Origin of the sequence: Paenibacillus sp. FSL H7-0756, assembly GCF_038006765.1 — a bacterium.
Lineage (GTDB): Bacteria > Bacillota > Bacilli > Paenibacillales > Paenibacillaceae > Paenibacillus_AQ.
The window spans coordinates 1,691,146-1,707,388 of record NZ_JBBOVT010000001.1 but is presented as its reverse complement, the minus strand read 5'-3'; the positions used below and the strand labels follow the sequence as shown (position 1 = coordinate 1,707,388).

Below are 16,243 nucleotides of genomic sequence, written 5' to 3'. Positions count from 1 at the left end.
CCGGATTCTTATTGTGTTAAGGCAGCGAAGAGGCCCGCCACAGAATACCGCCGCACAGCGCAGCAATGGTTTCAATGATCCTCCAGATACTTTGCGGGAGCCCCGAACCTTTTCAGTCTTCTACTCTTTTACAACCTGCGGATAGTCCGCTTATGCTTTATTGGCCGGAATTCGCCGGAGCCGCGAAGGGCTGCACCAATTCCACATCCTCGAAGGTAAAAGCAACCTCTTCCTCCAGTGCATCCGACTCCGTATCCAGCGAAGCCATAATCACACTGTCCAGATTGACATCCTTCAGCATGATACGCTGGGCACCCACGGTTGAAGAAGGATCTTCATTGGTCACGATAATGCTGAAGTATTGGTCAATCCCTGTCTTCATGTACTCCAGCATCATCTGGCGGAAACGGCTCGTCATGTAGAAAATCGTCATCGTACCGCTGCCCGACCAGCCAGTCGCCTTATGCTGCACTCCGCGGCGTCCCAGCGTCTTCACTTCCGCCTTCTGCTTTTCAACCGTGGCTTCCAGGGTTTTGACATAGAACATCTCTTCCGTCTGTCCGTTAATCGTGGCATACGCCCGGCCCTCCTGGCCGGACAGCGTATCGCTGGCTCTCAAGAATGTCATCTTAGACCACCTTCACTTTCATATATACTTTTTCTACCGAATCTACCGGCTTCACCGCTACCTCCAGCACTACGCTGTCACTGTCCGCTCCAGGAGTCACGACAATGTCACTCTGCGCATTGAAGTTTTCAATCGCCCCGAGGTTCTGCAGATCATTCATATAAGTGACGCACTGCGACCAGAACAGCGCGCGCCCGTCCTCATTATTCGGCAATTTGCCAATGAAGTAGCTCTCAAAAATCCGCTTCAAATCACCAGCGATCCCATCCAGCACACGCAGCACGCGGTTCTTGGAGAAGGCCTTGCCTTTGTCTGTAGAGAAGGAGGTGAACGTGTTAATGTCCTGCTCCACTACTGCACGGCCTCCGCTATAGGTGAACAGCAGCTCTCCGTCTGTAAGTGCTTCTACAGTCTCGGAATGGCTGAAACGCACATCCGCATCTACAGCATCGTCATAGGCCTGATAAGTCAGGGATTCGTTCACCGCAGCAGCGGCAGTAGCACCGGCAACCCAAGCCACGGCATGAGCTTTATCCACCACCGTTCCATCACTCAAAATGACACCGTTCGCCACACTGATAATGCCTTCATGATCAGCCGTAGCGTAATCGGACAAGACCGCCTGCACCTTCTTGCCTTCCGTGTTACGCAGACGCTTCACATAGGCGCTATACAGCGACTTCAGCGTGTTATCCTGGGATACCAGACCTACCGTCTGGAAATCCTGAACCTCCAGCGCCGACAAGAACGCACTATGCTCCGCATTCGTCACCACACCATTCGCCCCGCCTGCCAGCGGCAGTCCAGCGCTCACCGTCAGCGCACCGGCTTCATTCGGCTTAAATTCTACATAAGCGTTCGCAGACAGATCAGCAGCAGCGCTTACCGTCTGCTTGTCCACCTCTGCCCCGTCCAGCAGCGTCCGGACATCGAACTTAGTAGCGTCATCGATATTTTTCTCGATCACTACCTTAAGCGCATTCCCGCGCTCCCCGCCATAGAGCGCAGTCGCCTGAATTCCGTTATTGGCCACAGCAGCCTTCACACCCTGATTCAGACGGTAGAGCAGCAGTGTGCCCGCCCGCTTCAGCACCTCTCGCACCGGCAGCAGCTCTACAGCCGTCAGATCGTAGCCCAGCTTTTGCTGGAAATCTTCCTGAGCCGTAAGCTTAAGAATGACTCCCGCAGGCCCCCAAGGCAGTGCAAGCGCCAAAGCTGCCGTACCGCGTTCCCCCATTTTACCTGCCACAATGCCGTTCGAGGCCACATTTACGTATACCCCCGGACGCACCTTGTTTTGTGTTGTCCATGTTCCTCCAGCCATTAGATAACCTCCTTATTTAGATACAGCTCCATTAAATGCTTAGCCTCTTCCAAGGTGTAGCTCCTGTCCTCTTGCAGAACTACCTCCAGTACATCCTTTTCCCGCGGCGCAAACAGAGCGGACTTCATCATCTGCTTCTTTCCAAAAGCATCCGCTCCCCCGCTGCCTCGTTCCCGCTCACTTGCCGTCATTTCCTTAGAACTCATTTCAGCCGCGCCCCTTCTGTGAAGTGTCCCATCAGCTCTGCCTCTTCCTCCGGCTGCTTCTGCTTCTGGAGATAGAGCATATAGTCCACGGTGAACAGCGCCCCCCGTCCCTCTGCTCCGGCCACCCAGGACTGGCGCACCACCCGATAAGCGGGATTAACACTTTCTCTTGCGTCCAGTGCCTCACAGAGCCCGTCAGCCATAGCCTCTGCGTCCAGCAGACTTCCTTGCTCATAGCGGATACCGAAGCGGTAGATCGCCATGTATCTGCCTTCACGCTGCCTGTCGTAGGTTGCCGAGAGCAGCTCCAGCCTGAAGTAGGCTGACTGCGGCTTATCCCCTTCCACATAGACAGGAATATCCGGGAAAAACTGCACCAGCGCAGCAGTAATATTTCCCCGTAGTTGCTCTACCGTCATGATTTCATTCCTCTCATGAATAGATGTGGTAATCCCTCCTGCCTTTCTTGAAGTCAATCGCGGGCCCGATTTAGGAAGAATAGAACCCGTCTTGTACCCGGCAATGACCGAAGGAGCTTTCACCGCGCTGGTCTGCCAGCCTGTCTCAGGCTTCGAGGATGTGGAGCATTCATGCTCCTGCGGTGTCCTTCTGCTTCATTTGCCATGTTATAATCATAGCCCCCCTGAGACCTTGTGCAGGCGCTATTACAGATGAGTTAACGATAACTTCCGGTGGTAAAAGGGATGGTAAATGGTGCTCCCCGCCTTAGCCCCGTCTCTACTGCACGGCCTGCTTCAATGGAAGGATTCAATATACGGCGGGGCCGCCAGAACATATAAGCTCATGCAAAAAAGCCGCATCACCCCGGCGGGCAATACGGCCATGTTGATTACATATGGAAGCTGCATTTTGTGTCCAAAGGATTTCTACCTCTTAGGCAAGTTCCCTTCAGCCGGGGTTTTCGTGAGCGTAGCGAGAGACAGCAGCTGCAGATCAGCGAGCGCCAGCGCCATCTTATAGAACGCCTTCGACCTGATTTTCACATAAGTATCCTTGCTCACCGGAGGATCGAACACATGATTATAGATAGTGTAGTCATAGCTCTCCTCTCTGCGCATGTACCTCTCCCGCACCAGTTGTTGTTCCCTCTGGGTAAGCCGCTCTACAACTGAATCGATTACATCACAATACGCCCGTCTTGCAGCAGGCACATCTACATTATGCGTGGCAATTGCTGCTGTCTGATCGGTAACCGTATTAGTCGCCCCATGGAAACGTTCCGTGTAGGAATAAGTAATCCCGGCCTCTTTAGCCTCGAACGTTACAGACTTGAAAATCCGGTATTTCTCCAACATATTCTCTATAGTGACCTGAGTCCTGCGGCGGTCAAGCTCGGGCAGCGAAGATAGAATCATCAACATTTATACCACTCCTTAGATGTTATACAGATTTAAGAACTTTGTTGCGGACCTTTCCGGCCAAATGTGTTAAAATTCTACTTGTTCGTATAGTGTTCGCTTTTTTTGATAATATACCACTTATCTACCAATTCAGTAAAACCTCATTTTGGCCCGTTTTGCAGCATAAACAAGCTATATGCATGTCCATTCTTACCTTTTGGCAATAATAGACTCTTTATTGTTTACCTATTGGCATAAATAGCTTATAGTAAGTACAACAGCTTTTTAGGTGATTAGGGATAAGGAGTGGTTATCGATGGCAGAGGAATTCGGATACTATCTGAGACAGCTTCGGGAAGGAAAGGGACTGACCATTAATCAGCTGGCAGCGCTTGCCGGTATCAGTGGAGCCCAAATCTCACGGATCGAGAATGGATTACGGGGTGTCCCCAAGCCGGCTACACTGCGTAAGATTGCTGAAGCGACCGATGTGTCTTACGAGGAGCTGATGGGCCATGCCGGTTATTTAACCGAGACTGGAAGCAGCACAGAGAGCTCTGTGCCTGCCTGGGCCACCAGCAAGGATAAGCGGGACTTCCGCCAAATGCTGGAGGATGACGGTGAGCTGATGTTTGACGGGATTCCCTTGAACAAGGAAGATAAACAGCGGATCAAGGACGTGTTAACCGGCCTGTTCTGGGAGGCGAAGCAGATGAACAAGCGGACCAAGCCCAAACAACATCCAGGTAAAGAGTAAGTACCAGGCAATCCAACTACTATTAACATGCTGCGGGTGAAGAATATGGATGAGCTAATCAAGCGTTTGGTCAAAAAATACAATACCAGCAGCCCTTTCGAACTGGCTGAAGCACTCGGGATTCACATCCGGTTTATGCATCTGGGTGACGGCACCAAGGGCCTCTACTACCGTAAGCTAAGAAGAAGGTTCATCGTCATTCATAACCAGCTGCCGCTGGAGTGGCAACGGTTCGTATGCGCCCATGAACTCGCGCATGACCGTCTGCACAAAGGGGTCAACCGTTTCTTTCTGGAGGAGAATTCCTATTTCTCACCAGGCAAGCTGGAGCGGCAGGCTAACCTGTTCGCGGTCAAGCTGCTATCGGTCGGCACTGCCATTGAGCAGGATGAATCCCTACAGAGTTATTATGCAAGGATCGGCATCCCGGCTGAGGTTGTCTTTTTTTTAGACGATTAAAGGAACGTACGTTCCTTTAATGACGCAACAAAAAACTCTTACCGCAGTAAGAGTTGATTGCCAGCCATAAGCTGTTCGATCGGGATGACACGATTTGAACATGCGACCCCCTGGTCCCAAACCAGGTGCTCTACCAAGCTGAGCTACATCCCGAAACTATTAGATTATTATGGAGCGGGTGATGGGAATCGAACCCACGCTATCAGCTTGGAAGGCTGAAGTTCTACCATTGAACTACACCCGCACAGGTGAAATGAATATCGGGATGACACGATTTGAACATGCGACCCCCTGGTCCCAAACCAGGTGCTCTACCAAGCTGAGCTACATCCCGTTAATAATTAATGAAGTAATAATGGCGCGCCCTGAGAGATTCGAACTCCCGGCCTTTTGATTCGTAGTCAAACGCTCTATCCAGCTGAGCTAAGGGCGCAAAAAATATTGGAGCGGACGACGGGAATCGAACCCGCGACCCTCGCCTTGGCAAGGCGATGCTCTACCGCTGAGCCACGTCCGCAAATAAGTGGTGCGCGTGAAGGGACTTGAACCCCCACGTCTTACGACGCCAGATCCTAAGTCTGGTGCGTCTGCCATTCCGCCACACGCGCATGAATCAATAAAAGTGAGCCATGAAGGACTCGAACCTTCGACACCCTGATTAAAAGTCAGGTGCTCTACCAACTGAGCTAATGGCTCATATTTGGCAGGGGATATAGGATTCGAACCTATGATGACGGAGTCAGAGTCCGTTGCCTTACCACTTGGCGAATCCCCTACAATAGATACATATATAATGCCCACAATCTCCCTCAAATATCAAGAACATTATGGTGGAGGCTGAGGGGTTCGAACCCCCGACCCTCTGCTTGTAAGGCAGATGCTCTCCCAGCTGAGCTAAGCCTCCATATGTATGGTGACTAATAAGGGTACTGATTAAAAATGGTGACCCGTATGGGATACTCTTCACTCCGTTACGAGATTGCGAAGTATTCCTTACGATGCCTATGCTTCAACGAACCCAGGGAATTCTCATCCCATAAAAAATGGTGACCCGTATGGGATTCGAACCCATGTTACCTCCGTGAAAGGGAGGTGTCTTAACCCCTTGACCAACGGGCCTTAAGTAAATCTGTGGAGCTCTCAACCGGATTCGAACCGGTGACCTCTTCCTTACCATGGAAGCACTCTACCTGCTGAGCTATGAGAGCATGGCTCCCCGAACAGGACTCGAACCTGTGACAACTCGATTAACAGTCGAGTGCTCTACCAACTGAGCTATCAGGGAATATTGTCCGCTTGGCAACGTCCTACTCTCCCAGGACCCTTCGGTCCAAGTACCATCGGCGCTGGAGGGCTTAACGGTCGTGTTCGGGATGGGTACGTGTGGAACCCCTCCGCTATCGCCACCAAACGGGCATTTACAGCGTAAATGCTTCAGGAATTTGATTCCTGAAAACTGAATCCGAAACGAATTTGTGTTTGCCCTTCTTACGGGGCCCCCGGAAAGTATTCGGAATCGGCTTCGTCAGCCTCTTCTTCACTTTTTGGGGTAGCTTTTGGATAAGCCCTCGACCGATTAGTATTGGTCAGCTCCATGCATTGCTGCACTTCCACCTCCAACCTATCTACCTCGTCGTCTTCAAGGGGTCTTACTAATTGGGAAATCTCATCTTGAGGGGGGCTTCACGCTTAGATGCTTTCAGCGCTTATCCCGTCCGTACGTAGCTACTCAGCCATGCTCCTGGCGGAACAACTGATGCACCAGCGGTACGTCCATCCCGGTCCTCTCGTACTAAGGACAGCTCCTCTCAAATTTCCTGCGCCCACGACAGATAGGGACCGAACTGTCTCACGACGTTCTGAACCCAGCTCGCGTACCGCTTTAATGGGCGAACAGCCCAACCCTTGGGACCTACTTCAGCCCCAGGATGCGATGAGCCGACATCGAGGTGCCAAACCTCCCCGTCGATGTGGACTCTTGGGGGAGATAAGCCTGTTATCCCCAGGGTAGCTTTTATCCGTTGAGCGATGGCCCTTCCATGCGGTACCACCGGATCACTAAGTCCGACTTTCGTCCCTGCTCGACTTGTAGGTCTCGCAGTCAAGCTCCCTTATGCCTTTGCACTCTGCGAATGATTTCCAACCATTCTGAGGGAACCTTTGAACGCCTCCGTTACTCTTTAGGAGGCGACCGCCCCAGTCAAACTGCCCGCCTGACACGGTCCCCGTACCCGATAAGGGCACCAGGTTAGAACCTAGATACGATCAGGGTGGTATCCCAACGGCGCCTCCGCAGAAGCTTGCGCTCCTGCCTCCACGGCTCCCACCTATCCTGTACAGATCGTACCCAAATTCAATATCAAGCTGCAGTAAAGCTCCATGGGGTCTTTCCGTCTTGTCGCGGGTAACCTGCATCTTCACAGGTATTAAAATTTCACCGGATCTCTCGTTGAGACAGCGCCCAAGTCGTTACGCCATTCGTGCGGGTCAGAATTTACCTGACAAGGAATTTCGCTACCTTAGGACCGTTATAGTTACGGCCGCCGTTTACTGGGGCTTCGGTTCACAGCTTCGGACTAAGTCCTAACCGCTCCCCTTAACCTTCCAGCACCGGGCAGGCGTCAGCCCGTATACTTCGCCTTACGGCTTCGCACAGACCTGTGTTTTTGCTAAACAGTCGCTTGGGCCTTTTCACTGCGGCCCCCTCGGGCTATTCACCCTACCGAGGCACCCCTTCTCCCGAAGTTACGGGGTCATTTTGCCGAGTTCCTTAACGAGAGTTCTTCCGCGCGCCTTAGAATTCTCTTCTCGCCTACCTGTGTCGGTTTGCGGTACGGGCACCTTCTCCTGACTAGAGGCTTTTCTTGGCAGTGTGAGATCATGACCTTCGCTACTGTAATTTTCGCTCCCCATCACAGCCCAGCCTTACGGTGTGCGGATTTGCCTACACACCAGCCTCACTGCTTAGACGGACATCCATCAGTCCGCGTCACTACCCTCCTGCGTCACCCCATCGCTCATAGCGGATTACGGTGGTACAGTAATTTCAAACTGTTGTCCTTCGACTACGCCTTTCGGCCTCGCCTTAGGTCCCGACTTACCCTGAGCGGACGAGCCTTCCTCAGGAAACCTTGGGCTTTCGGCGGATCAGATTCTCACTGATCTTTTCGTTACTCATACCGGCATTCTCACTTGTATGCTGTCCAGCGCTCCTTACGGTACACCTTCAACCCACATACAACGCTCCCCTACCCCAGATGCAAAGCATCTAGCCATAGCTTCGGTGGTGTGTTTAGCCCCGTTACATTTTCGGCGCAGAGTCACTCGACCAGTGAGCTATTACGCACTCTTTCAATGGTGGCTGCTTCTAAGCCAACATCCTGGTTGTCTGTGCAACTCCACATCCTTTCCCACTTAACACACACTTGGGGACCTTAGCTGATGGTCTGGGCTGTTTCCCTTTTGACAATGGATCTTAGCACTCACTGTCTGACTCCCGGCAAGAAGTAAATGGCATTCGGAGTTTGACTGAGCTTGGTAACCCTTGCGGGCCCCGCACCCAATCAGTGCTCTACCTCCACCACTCCATTCACCGAGGCTAGCCCTAAAGCTATTTCGGGGAGAACCAGCTATCTCCGAGTTCGATTGGAATTTCTCCGCTACCCCCACCTCATCCCCGCATTTTTCAACATGCGTGGGTTCGGGCCTCCAGTGCGTGTTACCGCACCTTCACCCTGGACAGGGGTAGATCACACGGTTTCGGGTCTACGTCCACATACTCAGTCGCCCTATTCAGACTCGCTTTCGCTGCGGCTCCGGCTTCTCACCTTAACCTTGCATGTTAAACGTAACTCGCCGGTTCATTCTACAAAAGGCACGCCATCACCCATAGAAAGGGCTCTGACTTTTTGTAAGCACACGGTTTCAGGTTCTATTTCACTCCCCTTCCGGGGTGCTTTTCACCTTTCCCTCACGGTACTGTTTCACTATCGGTCGCCAGGTAGTATTTAGCCTTAGCAGATGGTCCTGCTGGATTCATACGGGGTTTCACGTGCCCCGCACTACTCGGGATCCGTCTCGGAGAGAATACCATTTCGGCTACAGGGCTTTTACCTCTATCGCGGGCCTTTCCAGACCTCTTCGCCTACCATATTCCTTTGTAACTCCATGTGAGACGTCCCACAACCCCAAGAGGCAAGCCTCTTGGTTTAGGCTGTTCCGCGTTCGCTCGCCGCTACTGACGGAATCACTATTGTTTTCTCTTCCTCAGGGTACTTAGATGTTTCAGTTCCCCTGGTCTGCCTCTGCGTATCCTATGTATTCAGATACGAGTAACTGCGAATTACCACAGCTGGGTTTCCCCATTCGGACACCCCCGGATCAAAGCTTGCTTACAGCTCCCCGAGGCAGTTTCGTTGTTCGCCACGTCCTTCGTCGGCTCCTGGCGCCTAGGCATCCTCCGTGTGCTCTTAGTAGCTTAACCAATGTGTTTTCCCTGAGGAAAATCACGGTAGCAACTAATAACTATTTCCACTTGCTTACACAAGTTTCAGCTAAAAGATGTTCTAAAACGCAAATTCGTTTCGGTATCCAGTTTTCAAGGATCAAGATGCTGTTATTATGAAACAATCACGGCTGTGATGTTCGGAATAACAGACAATGTGCATATACTTTTGTAAAGAAGTTTTGGTGGAGCCAAGCGGGATCGAACCGCTGACCTCCTGCTTGCAAGGCAGGCGCTCTCCCAGCTGAGCTATGGCCCCAAATAGGTATTCAATTCATAAGTGTTATATGGTGGGCCTTGGTGGACTCGAACCACCGACCTCACCCTTATCAGAGGTGCGCTCTAACCAACTGAGCTAAAAGCCCATATAACAAAACTTTCAGTAGTGAAGCAATCAATGAATTGATTGTTCGCTTGGCGGCGTCCTACTCTCCCAGGACCCTTCGGTCCAAGTACCATCGGCGCTGGAGGGCTTAACGGTCGTGTTCGGGATGGGTACGTGTGGAACCCCTCCGCTATCGCCACCAAACGCATACGAAAGAGACTTGCTCTTTCAAAACTGAACACGAGTGAGTGTCCGAACCCGAAGGTTCTATTGTGGAAGCTGAGCTTCCGATTTGAATGTTTCCGTTGCAGGAAACGATTCTCCATAGAAAGGAGGTGATCCAGCCGCACCTTCCGATACGGCTACCTTGTTACGACTTCACCCCAATCATCTACCCCACCTTCGGCGGCTGGCTCCCTTGCGGGTTACCCCACCGACTTCGGGTGTTGTAAACTCTCGTGGTGTGACGGGCGGTGTGTACAAGACCCGGGAACGTATTCACCGCGGCATGCTGATCCGCGATTACTAGCAATTCCGACTTCATGCAGGCGAGTTGCAGCCTGCAATCCGAACTGAGACCGGCTTTGCTGGGATTGGCTCCACCTCGCGGCTTCGCTTCCCGTTGTACCGGCCATTGTAGTACGTGTGTAGCCCAGGTCATAAGGGGCATGATGATTTGACGTCATCCCCACCTTCCTCCGGTTTGTCACCGGCAGTCACTCTAGAGTGCCCAGCCTTACCTGCTGGCAACTAAAGTCAAGGGTTGCGCTCGTTGCGGGACTTAACCCAACATCTCACGACACGAGCTGACGACAACCATGCACCACCTGTCTCAACTTTCCCCGAAGGGCACCTGATGCATCTCTGCTTCGTTAGTTGGATGTCAAGACCTGGTAAGGTTCTTCGCGTTGCTTCGAATTAAACCACATACTCCACTGCTTGTGCGGGTCCCCGTCAATTCCTTTGAGTTTCAGTCTTGCGACCGTACTCCCCAGGCGGAGTGCTTACTGTGTTAACTTCGGCACCAAGGGTATCGAAACCCCTAACACCTAGCACTCATCGTTTACGGCGTGGACTACCAGGGTATCTAATCCTGTTTGCTCCCCACGCTTTCGCGCCTCAGCGTCAGTTACAGCCCAGAAAGTCGCCTTCGCCACTGGTGTTCCTCCACATATCTACGCATTTCACCGCTACACGTGGAATTCCACTTTCCTCTTCTGTACTCAAGTCACCCAGTTTCCAGTGCGACCTCAGGTTGAGCCCAAGGTTTAAACACCAGACTTAAATAACCGCCTGCGCGCGCTTTACGCCCAATAATTCCGGACAACGCTTGCCCCCTACGTATTACCGCGGCTGCTGGCACGTAGTTAGCCGGGGCTTTCTTCTCAGGTACCGTCACTCCGGTAGCAGTTACTCTACCGGACGTTCTTCCCTGGCAACAGAGCTTTACGATCCGAAAACCTTCATCACTCACGCGGCGTTGCTCCGTCAGGCTTGCGCCCATTGCGGAAGATTCCCTACTGCTGCCTCCCGTAGGAGTCTGGGCCGTGTCTCAGTCCCAGTGTGGCCGTTCACCCTCTCAGGTCGGCTACGCATCGTCGCCTTGGTGGGCCGTTACCCCACCAACTAGCTAATGCGCCGCAGGCCCATCCCCAAGCAGCAGATTGCTCCGCCTTTCATTCTCTCCTCAGGAGAAGAAAGAAATTATCCGGTATTAGCTACCGTTTCCGGTAGTTATCCCAGGCTTGAGGGCAGGTTGCCTACGTGTTACTCACCCGTCCGCCGCTAAGTCTGAAAAGAAGCAAGCTTCCTCTCAAACTCCGCTCGACTTGCATGTATTAGGCACGCCGCCAGCGTTCGTCCTGAGCCAGGATCAAACTCTCCAAATTGGTATTTAGAAAGAGCGATTGCTCATTTTGAAACATCTGACGAGAATTTACATTCTCTAATTTGGATCTCACCGAAGTGATTTCCCACTCACTCGTTGTTCAGTTTTCAAAGATCAATGTCTCATTTTAGCTCTTCACCGCATCTCAGCGGCGACCTTCATAATATATCATAGTGTTTCGTTGTTTGGCAAGCTTTTTTTTGAAAAAGTTATTTTTCATTATTTCTTGCCTGCGCCTTCTCATTAAACATTCAAAAGGAGCGCGAGATATAATGTATCATGTCGGCTCCCTTTTCGTCAAGCTATTCCATTCATTTTATTTATTCCGGTTAACTGCCTACTCCAAACTTAGTGCTTGAACTGAGAAGAACGTCCGCCCCACGCATACTTAGACAGCTCTTTCTGTGGAGCAAATCGTGCATACATACGGAAAACTGTTTTATATCGATTAGCAATTGCATGCCTAATGTTCTGATCTAAACGCTGGTCACTCATATCCAGCAGCATCTCATCCAGCTCTTTGCGCAACACATAGTCCAGCTCCTTGCATTCCTTCTCATTGAATAACATTCCCAGCATATGCTTGGCCTCCTTCATGAAATTCATAGTTATCCAAAATCATCAAACGCCGTTTCATCTCACTCAAAAAGCCATTTGATGCGGGAAGCTCTATTGAAGTGCTTACACTAAATTAACCGGAGTATTGAACCTATAACCATTATCATAAGAAAATCCCATTTATGGACTCTCTTTATCGTACCTGGCAGCAGATCCAAATGTTTCGGCTTTACTGTTATGCACAATTCCCCAGGATTTTATGATAAAAGCCAAAATGTAATTGTGCTCTCGATGATTGCTGCAATAAATAACAGAATCACGATCCAGACTGAAGCGGTGAAGGTCTGCCAGTTCACTGGCTCTCCCCCGCTCCGCTTCATCGCTCCAAAGAGTGCAGAGAGCACCTTACTGCCGAATTTCAGCCCAAAGGCGCAGGCAATGATGATGGCCGGAATCTCTATGATGCCGTGCGGCAGCAGTCCTTTTACAATCAGCGTGAACAGATCCTGTCCCTGTATCGCGGACAAATGAATCAGATAGCCGATAACCGCACCGTTGATGAGCAGGAAGAAGGCCGGCAAGAGACCGAATAGGGCTCCCAGATAAATGATGACAACGCTTTTGATACTATTGTTCAGAAAAATGAATACAAAAAAGCTCCACTGCGGATTGGACGACTCTCTAAGGTTCCCGCTAATCTTACTGATTCCCTCCAATTGCTCGTTGAGCAGCTGCTGCAGACTTCCTGTACCGATCCACCCTAAGAATCCCCCGGCTATAAATAGAACTGCGGCCATTAGGAGCGCGGTGCGAATCGTCCTTAGATCCTTGATAAATGTATTAAAAGATAACATGCGTACCTCCTGATTTAGATTCTGCGGAATTGCAATTCGTATGGAATGATTCATATCTGAGGTCATAAGCGCCCTGTACGAGCATACATTTAGAACAAACAAGCATTTCGCATGGGAGAGGAGCGCTGACATTATGAATTCTTTTTATGTATTTAGCGGCAAAAAGATCAAACGGTTCCTGTACATTTTTGCTGCTGCGCTTCTTACCGCCGGCGTTGTCTATGTGGAGAGGGGCAATATTACCGTATTCTCTGAAGCTGCCCCTTCTGCCATTTACAGTGTGCCGACGGAAAAGAAGCTGATCGCCTTAACCTTCGATATCAGTTGGGGAGAGAAACGCCCTGAGCCGATTCTGAAGGTGCTCGAAGACAAAAAGGTGGATAAAGCGACATTCTTCCTGTCCTCACCTTGGAGCAAAACCCATCCCGAAATCGTGACAAGCATCAAAGACGCCGGGTTCGAGATTGGCAGCCACGGTCACAAGCATGTGAACTACAGTACGTTAAGCAATGATGAAATTCGCACGCAGATTAGTACGGCCCATACAGTATTAACGGAGCTAACCGGTTCGCAGCCCAACCTGATCAGAATGCCTAACGGTGATTTTGACAAAAGAGTCCTGCAGGTGGCTACCGATCTAGGCTACAAAGTCATTCAATGGGACACGGACTCACTGGACTGGAAGAACATAGGTGTGGATAACATCGTTAACCGTGTAACAAGCAAAGCACACCCTGGAGATATTGTACTGCTGCATGCCAGCGACTCCTGCAAACAGACGCATGAAGCCCTGCCTCAGATTATTGATAAGCTCCGCAGCCAGGGGTATGAGTTCGTAACCGTCTCAGAGCTGATCAGCCAAAGCAGTGCCAACGGCAAGGAAGTCCGCGATTCCGCCTTGCTGGATAATAGCCTGGAAGACGCTGCAGGAATGTAACTCCCTTACCTGTGCATGGCATCAGTGGCGCGGTGAGATCAGCTGTGAGATATCCGGCGTCGGTGTATTCAGCTTCGGGTAGCTCAGGTCAAGCCCCTCCAGCGTTTTGACTACAATCTTGAGGGCCAGATAGTTGCGGTACCAGCGGTGATTCGCCGGAATCCAGTACCACGGAGCCTTATCTATACTGCTTTCCTGAAAAACATCCTCGTACGCCTTTTGATAATCGTCCCAGTATTCACGTTCCTGCAGATCACTGGCATCGAATTTCCAGTGCTTCGCCGGATCTTCAAGCCGCTCCTTAATCTTCTCCAGCTGCTTCTCCTTGGAGATATGCAGAAAGAGCTTAATGACCGTCGTTCCCTCTTCCGCCAGCATTTCCTCGAACTGGCGGATGTAGCGGAACCGCCGCTTGGCATCCTCCTTGCTAAGACTGCCATGCACGCGGGGCACCAGCACATCCTCATAATGCGAACGGTTGAAGGCGGCGATATAGCCTTTGGGCGGGGTCTTCATATGGACTCTCCACAGGAAATCGTGGGCTTCCTCCTCCAGTGAGGGCTTCTTGAAGCTGGTTACGATGAACCCTTGCGGATTGACGCCGGAGAATATGTGTTTGACGGTGCCGTCCTTACCGCTTGAATCCATTCCTTGAAGAATAACCAGCAGCGAATGCTTTTTCTGAGCAAAAAGGATATCCTGCAGCTTAACCAGCCGTTCCTTCAGCTTCTCCATTTTGGCTTCGGCTTCTTCTTTGGATTTGAAGTCTCCCCGTTCATCAGGATCGAGGTCCTTCAGGCGTGTTTCACTTGTGTCTTTTATCATATAGCGCTTGATGTTCATATATTCCCTCCTCCACTCTGTTCTTTAAGATTAACCTCTTCATCTTCATTCTAACCGCTCCCGGGTAGGCAATGCCAAAACCCCGTCTCCCTGGTTGTATACAGAGGGGCGGGGTTTTGAGCATGATTGCTATGGTCAGATAGAGGCCGGCTTCAGTACACGGTGCAGCATCAGAATCTGGAAGGCATTACAGGCGACAAGCGGTACAAGAATAAAGATGGTGGCGCTGTCCACGCCGATCCGCAGCACACCGATAATCTCCACTATAGTGATGGCTGTCATGAAGAAAAAGGTCGGGACCCAGGCTGACGCGTTCGTGCTGCGCATTTTGAGCCAAGATACAATTAGAGCAGTAAACAGAATCGCTATGCCTAGCGTCACATCCGTCCGGGCGCTCTGGTCTCCGCCGACAAAGGTGCGCAGGAACATCAGCTCAAACAGTGCCAGCACAGCTAGCACCAGTTGTATGTAGCGCCACGCCTTACGCGGGAACACCCCGATGCCCGTATAGTTGAGGATCAGATACGCAAAAAATCCGAGCTGGGCGTATACGCTTACAAGCACTCCGTAGCCCAAAAGAATCAGGGAGTACAGGAGAAGATCGGCAGTGCCTTTAAACTCTATACCGCCATTCCCTATCTGCAGAGCAAGTCCAGCAATGACAGCCCCGCCTGCACCGATCAAAAGCGTGGTCCAAAACAAATAAAACCATTTTCTCAAGCTCAGCGCTTTCACCTCCCCGTGTCAGATTTATTTTACCAAGGTTACCGTCAAAAAACCATTCCGCTTCAACATAAATGTTCCCTCGCGCGGCATACTACAAGCAGTAATTCTATAAAGGAGGGCAGCGCCAATGAAATGGAGGGCTATCTGGTCTGGAGGCTTGGCACTTGGCTTGTTGATCACCTTGACGGCCTGCGGGGGCGAACAGAGCAGTTCTTCTTCGGGACAAGGCGGATATAAGGAAATGAAGACGATGGTTGTCGATATATTAAAAAGCGATGAAGGGAAAAAGGCTGTAGAGGAGGCCTTGTCTACTCCAAGCTCAGAGGGGAGCAGCGCCGCCAGCGGCTTAAGCATGAAGATGATGCCTATGCAAACGACGGAACAGATTCGGATCGCTGTTAAGGATACCCTCACCGCACCCGAGTATCAGAAGGAAATCGAAAAGATTATGACTGACCCGCAATTTGCCGGGGATTTTGCCAAAGCGATTAATAAAGAGAGCAAAGAACTTCATCTTCAATTGATCAAGGACCCCACTTATCAGAAGTCGGTTGGCGAAATTATGAAGTCGCCCGAAATGACGAAAATGTTCCTCGATCTTACGAAGACACCGGATTACCGCAAGCAGTCCATGACCATTATGCAGGAAGCCATGCAGAACCCGCTATTCCGTATGGAGGTCCTTACGCTTCTCAAATCTGTGGTCCAGGATGAATTGCAGCCTAAGGTTGAGAAAAAGGATGGTGGTAAAGGCGAAAGCGGCGGCGGCGAGGACAAGCAGGGCGGTGACAGCCAGAAGCAGGAAGGCGGAGACGATTCCGGTTCGGGCTCTTAACCGCAATAAGGCCATGCCCCGTGAAGGGACATGGCCTT

The 16,243-nt window shown here is 51.1% G+C and carries 13 protein-coding genes, 14 tRNA genes and 4 rRNA genes; 4 read left to right on the top strand and 27 right to left on the bottom strand.

Features of this window, described 5'->3' with window-relative positions:
• Positions 1 to 157: 157 nt before the first annotated feature.
• The 5 genes from NST04_RS07715 to NST04_RS07695 all read right to left on the bottom strand — a co-directional run bounded on the left by NST04_RS07715 (position 158) and on the right by NST04_RS07695 (position 3,534).
• A complete protein-coding gene (locus NST04_RS07715) occupies positions 158 to 628 on the bottom strand; it encodes a phage tail tube protein (RefSeq protein ID WP_340937760.1) in 471 nt (156 codons plus the stop codon).
• A gap of 1 nt (position 629) precedes the next feature.
• Entirely contained in the window at positions 630 to 1,952 is a 1,323-nt protein-coding gene (locus NST04_RS07710; protein WP_341183768.1) for a phage tail sheath family protein, read from the bottom strand.
• Entirely contained in the window at positions 1,952 to 2,158 is a 207-nt protein-coding gene (locus tag NST04_RS07705) for a hypothetical protein (RefSeq protein ID WP_341183767.1), read from the bottom strand. Before NST04_RS07705 ends, NST04_RS07710 begins: the two co-directional genes overlap by 1 nt.
• The gene (locus NST04_RS07700; protein WP_341183766.1) at positions 2,155 to 2,577 is read right to left on the bottom strand and encodes a phage tail terminator family protein; all 423 of its coding nucleotides are present in this window, start codon (positions 2,575 to 2,577) and stop codon (positions 2,155 to 2,157) included. Before NST04_RS07700 ends, NST04_RS07705 begins: the two co-directional genes overlap by 4 nt.
• A gap of 468 nt (positions 2,578 to 3,045) precedes the next feature.
• Positions 3,046 to 3,534, bottom strand: coding sequence for an ArpU family phage packaging/lysis transcriptional regulator (locus tag NST04_RS07695; RefSeq protein WP_445667907.1), 489 nt, complete (start codon positions 3,532 to 3,534; stop codon positions 3,046 to 3,048).
• A gap of 301 nt (positions 3,535 to 3,835) precedes the next feature.
• Between NST04_RS07695 and NST04_RS07690 the strand changes: the two genes are divergently transcribed.
• Entirely contained in the window at positions 3,836 to 4,276 is a 441-nt protein-coding gene (locus NST04_RS07690) for a helix-turn-helix domain-containing protein (protein WP_341183765.1), read from the top strand.
• Between the two features lie 45 nt (positions 4,277 to 4,321).
• A complete protein-coding gene (locus NST04_RS07685; protein ID WP_036696270.1) occupies positions 4,322 to 4,735 on the top strand; it encodes an ImmA/IrrE family metallo-endopeptidase in 414 nt (137 codons plus the stop codon).
• A 79-nt stretch (positions 4,736 to 4,814) separates the two neighbouring features.
• Here the strand turns inward: NST04_RS07685 and NST04_RS07680 are convergent.
• From NST04_RS07680 to NST04_RS07585, 20 genes are all read right to left on the bottom strand, one after another.
• Positions 4,815 to 4,888, bottom strand: a tRNA-Pro gene (locus tag NST04_RS07680).
• Between the two features lie 17 nt (positions 4,889 to 4,905).
• Positions 4,906 to 4,979 (bottom strand) — tRNA-Gly (locus NST04_RS07675).
• 16 nt (positions 4,980 to 4,995) lie between these two features.
• Positions 4,996 to 5,069, bottom strand: a tRNA-Pro gene (locus tag NST04_RS07670).
• 22 nt (positions 5,070 to 5,091) lie between these two features.
• A tRNA-Arg gene (locus tag NST04_RS07665) sits at positions 5,092 to 5,168 on the bottom strand.
• Positions 5,169 to 5,177: 9 nt separating this feature from the next.
• Positions 5,178 to 5,252: transfer RNA gene (locus NST04_RS07660), tRNA-Gly, on the bottom strand.
• 7 nt (positions 5,253 to 5,259) lie between these two features.
• Positions 5,260 to 5,343 (bottom strand) — tRNA-Leu (locus NST04_RS07655).
• 15 nt (positions 5,344 to 5,358) lie between these two features.
• Positions 5,359 to 5,431: transfer RNA gene (locus NST04_RS07650), tRNA-Lys, on the bottom strand.
• A 5-nt stretch (positions 5,432 to 5,436) separates the two neighbouring features.
• Positions 5,437 to 5,510, bottom strand: a tRNA-Gln gene (locus tag NST04_RS07645).
• Between the two features lie 53 nt (positions 5,511 to 5,563).
• A tRNA-Val gene (locus NST04_RS07640) sits at positions 5,564 to 5,639 on the bottom strand.
• Between the two features lie 140 nt (positions 5,640 to 5,779).
• Positions 5,780 to 5,854 (bottom strand) — tRNA-Glu (locus tag NST04_RS07635).
• Positions 5,855 to 5,867: 13 nt separating this feature from the next.
• Positions 5,868 to 5,943, bottom strand: a tRNA-Thr gene (locus tag NST04_RS07630).
• 1 nt (position 5,944) lies between these two features.
• A tRNA-Asn gene (locus NST04_RS07625) sits at positions 5,945 to 6,020 on the bottom strand.
• A gap of 9 nt (positions 6,021 to 6,029) precedes the next feature.
• Positions 6,030 to 6,146, bottom strand: a 5S ribosomal RNA gene (gene rrf / locus NST04_RS07620).
• 145 nt (positions 6,147 to 6,291) lie between these two features.
• Positions 6,292 to 9,218 (bottom strand): 23S ribosomal RNA (locus NST04_RS07615).
• A 204-nt stretch (positions 9,219 to 9,422) separates the two neighbouring features.
• Positions 9,423 to 9,498, bottom strand: a tRNA-Ala gene (locus NST04_RS07610).
• Between the two features lie 29 nt (positions 9,499 to 9,527).
• Positions 9,528 to 9,604: transfer RNA gene (locus NST04_RS07605), tRNA-Ile, on the bottom strand.
• A 47-nt stretch (positions 9,605 to 9,651) separates the two neighbouring features.
• Positions 9,652 to 9,768: ribosomal RNA gene (gene rrf, locus NST04_RS07600) — 5S ribosomal RNA — on the bottom strand.
• A 124-nt stretch (positions 9,769 to 9,892) separates the two neighbouring features.
• Positions 9,893 to 11,453, bottom strand: a 16S ribosomal RNA gene (locus NST04_RS07595).
• Together the 16S, 23S and 5S rRNA genes with 14 tRNA genes alongside form the textbook arrangement of a ribosomal RNA operon.
• Positions 11,454 to 11,800: 347 nt before the next feature.
• Positions 11,801 to 12,031 carry a hypothetical protein gene (locus NST04_RS07590; RefSeq protein ID WP_036692450.1) on the bottom strand — a complete coding sequence of 77 codons (231 nt, stop codon included), beginning with the start codon at positions 12,029 to 12,031 and terminating at the stop codon, positions 11,801 to 11,803.
• Positions 12,032 to 12,267: 236 nt separating this feature from the next.
• Positions 12,268 to 12,864, bottom strand: coding sequence for a stage II sporulation protein M (locus NST04_RS07585; RefSeq protein ID WP_341183764.1), 597 nt, complete (start codon positions 12,862 to 12,864; stop codon positions 12,268 to 12,270).
• Positions 12,865 to 12,997: 133 nt separating this feature from the next.
• On the opposite strand from NST04_RS07585, the gene pdaB reads away from it, so the two are divergent.
• Entirely contained in the window at positions 12,998 to 13,801 is an 804-nt protein-coding gene (gene pdaB, locus NST04_RS07580; protein ID WP_341150182.1) for a polysaccharide deacetylase family sporulation protein PdaB, read from the top strand.
• Between the two features lie 21 nt (positions 13,802 to 13,822).
• Here pdaB and NST04_RS07575 read toward each other — a convergent pair whose 3' ends face one another.
• Positions 13,823 to 14,644, bottom strand: a complete 822-nt coding sequence (locus tag NST04_RS07575; protein WP_341183763.1) for a PPK2 family polyphosphate kinase — start codon at positions 14,642 to 14,644, stop codon at positions 13,823 to 13,825.
• Between the two features lie 135 nt (positions 14,645 to 14,779).
• On the bottom strand, positions 14,780 to 15,370 hold the full coding sequence (locus NST04_RS07570) for a KinB-signaling pathway activation protein (RefSeq protein WP_341185202.1): 591 nt from the start codon (positions 15,368 to 15,370) through the stop codon (positions 14,780 to 14,782).
• A gap of 127 nt (positions 15,371 to 15,497) precedes the next feature.
• Here NST04_RS07570 and gerD point away from each other — a divergent pair, with 127 nt between their 5' ends.
• Positions 15,498 to 16,205, top strand: a complete 708-nt coding sequence (gene gerD / locus NST04_RS07565) for a spore germination lipoprotein GerD (protein WP_341183762.1) — start codon at positions 15,498 to 15,500, stop codon at positions 16,203 to 16,205.
• The last annotated feature ends 38 nt before the right edge of the window (positions 16,206 to 16,243 follow it).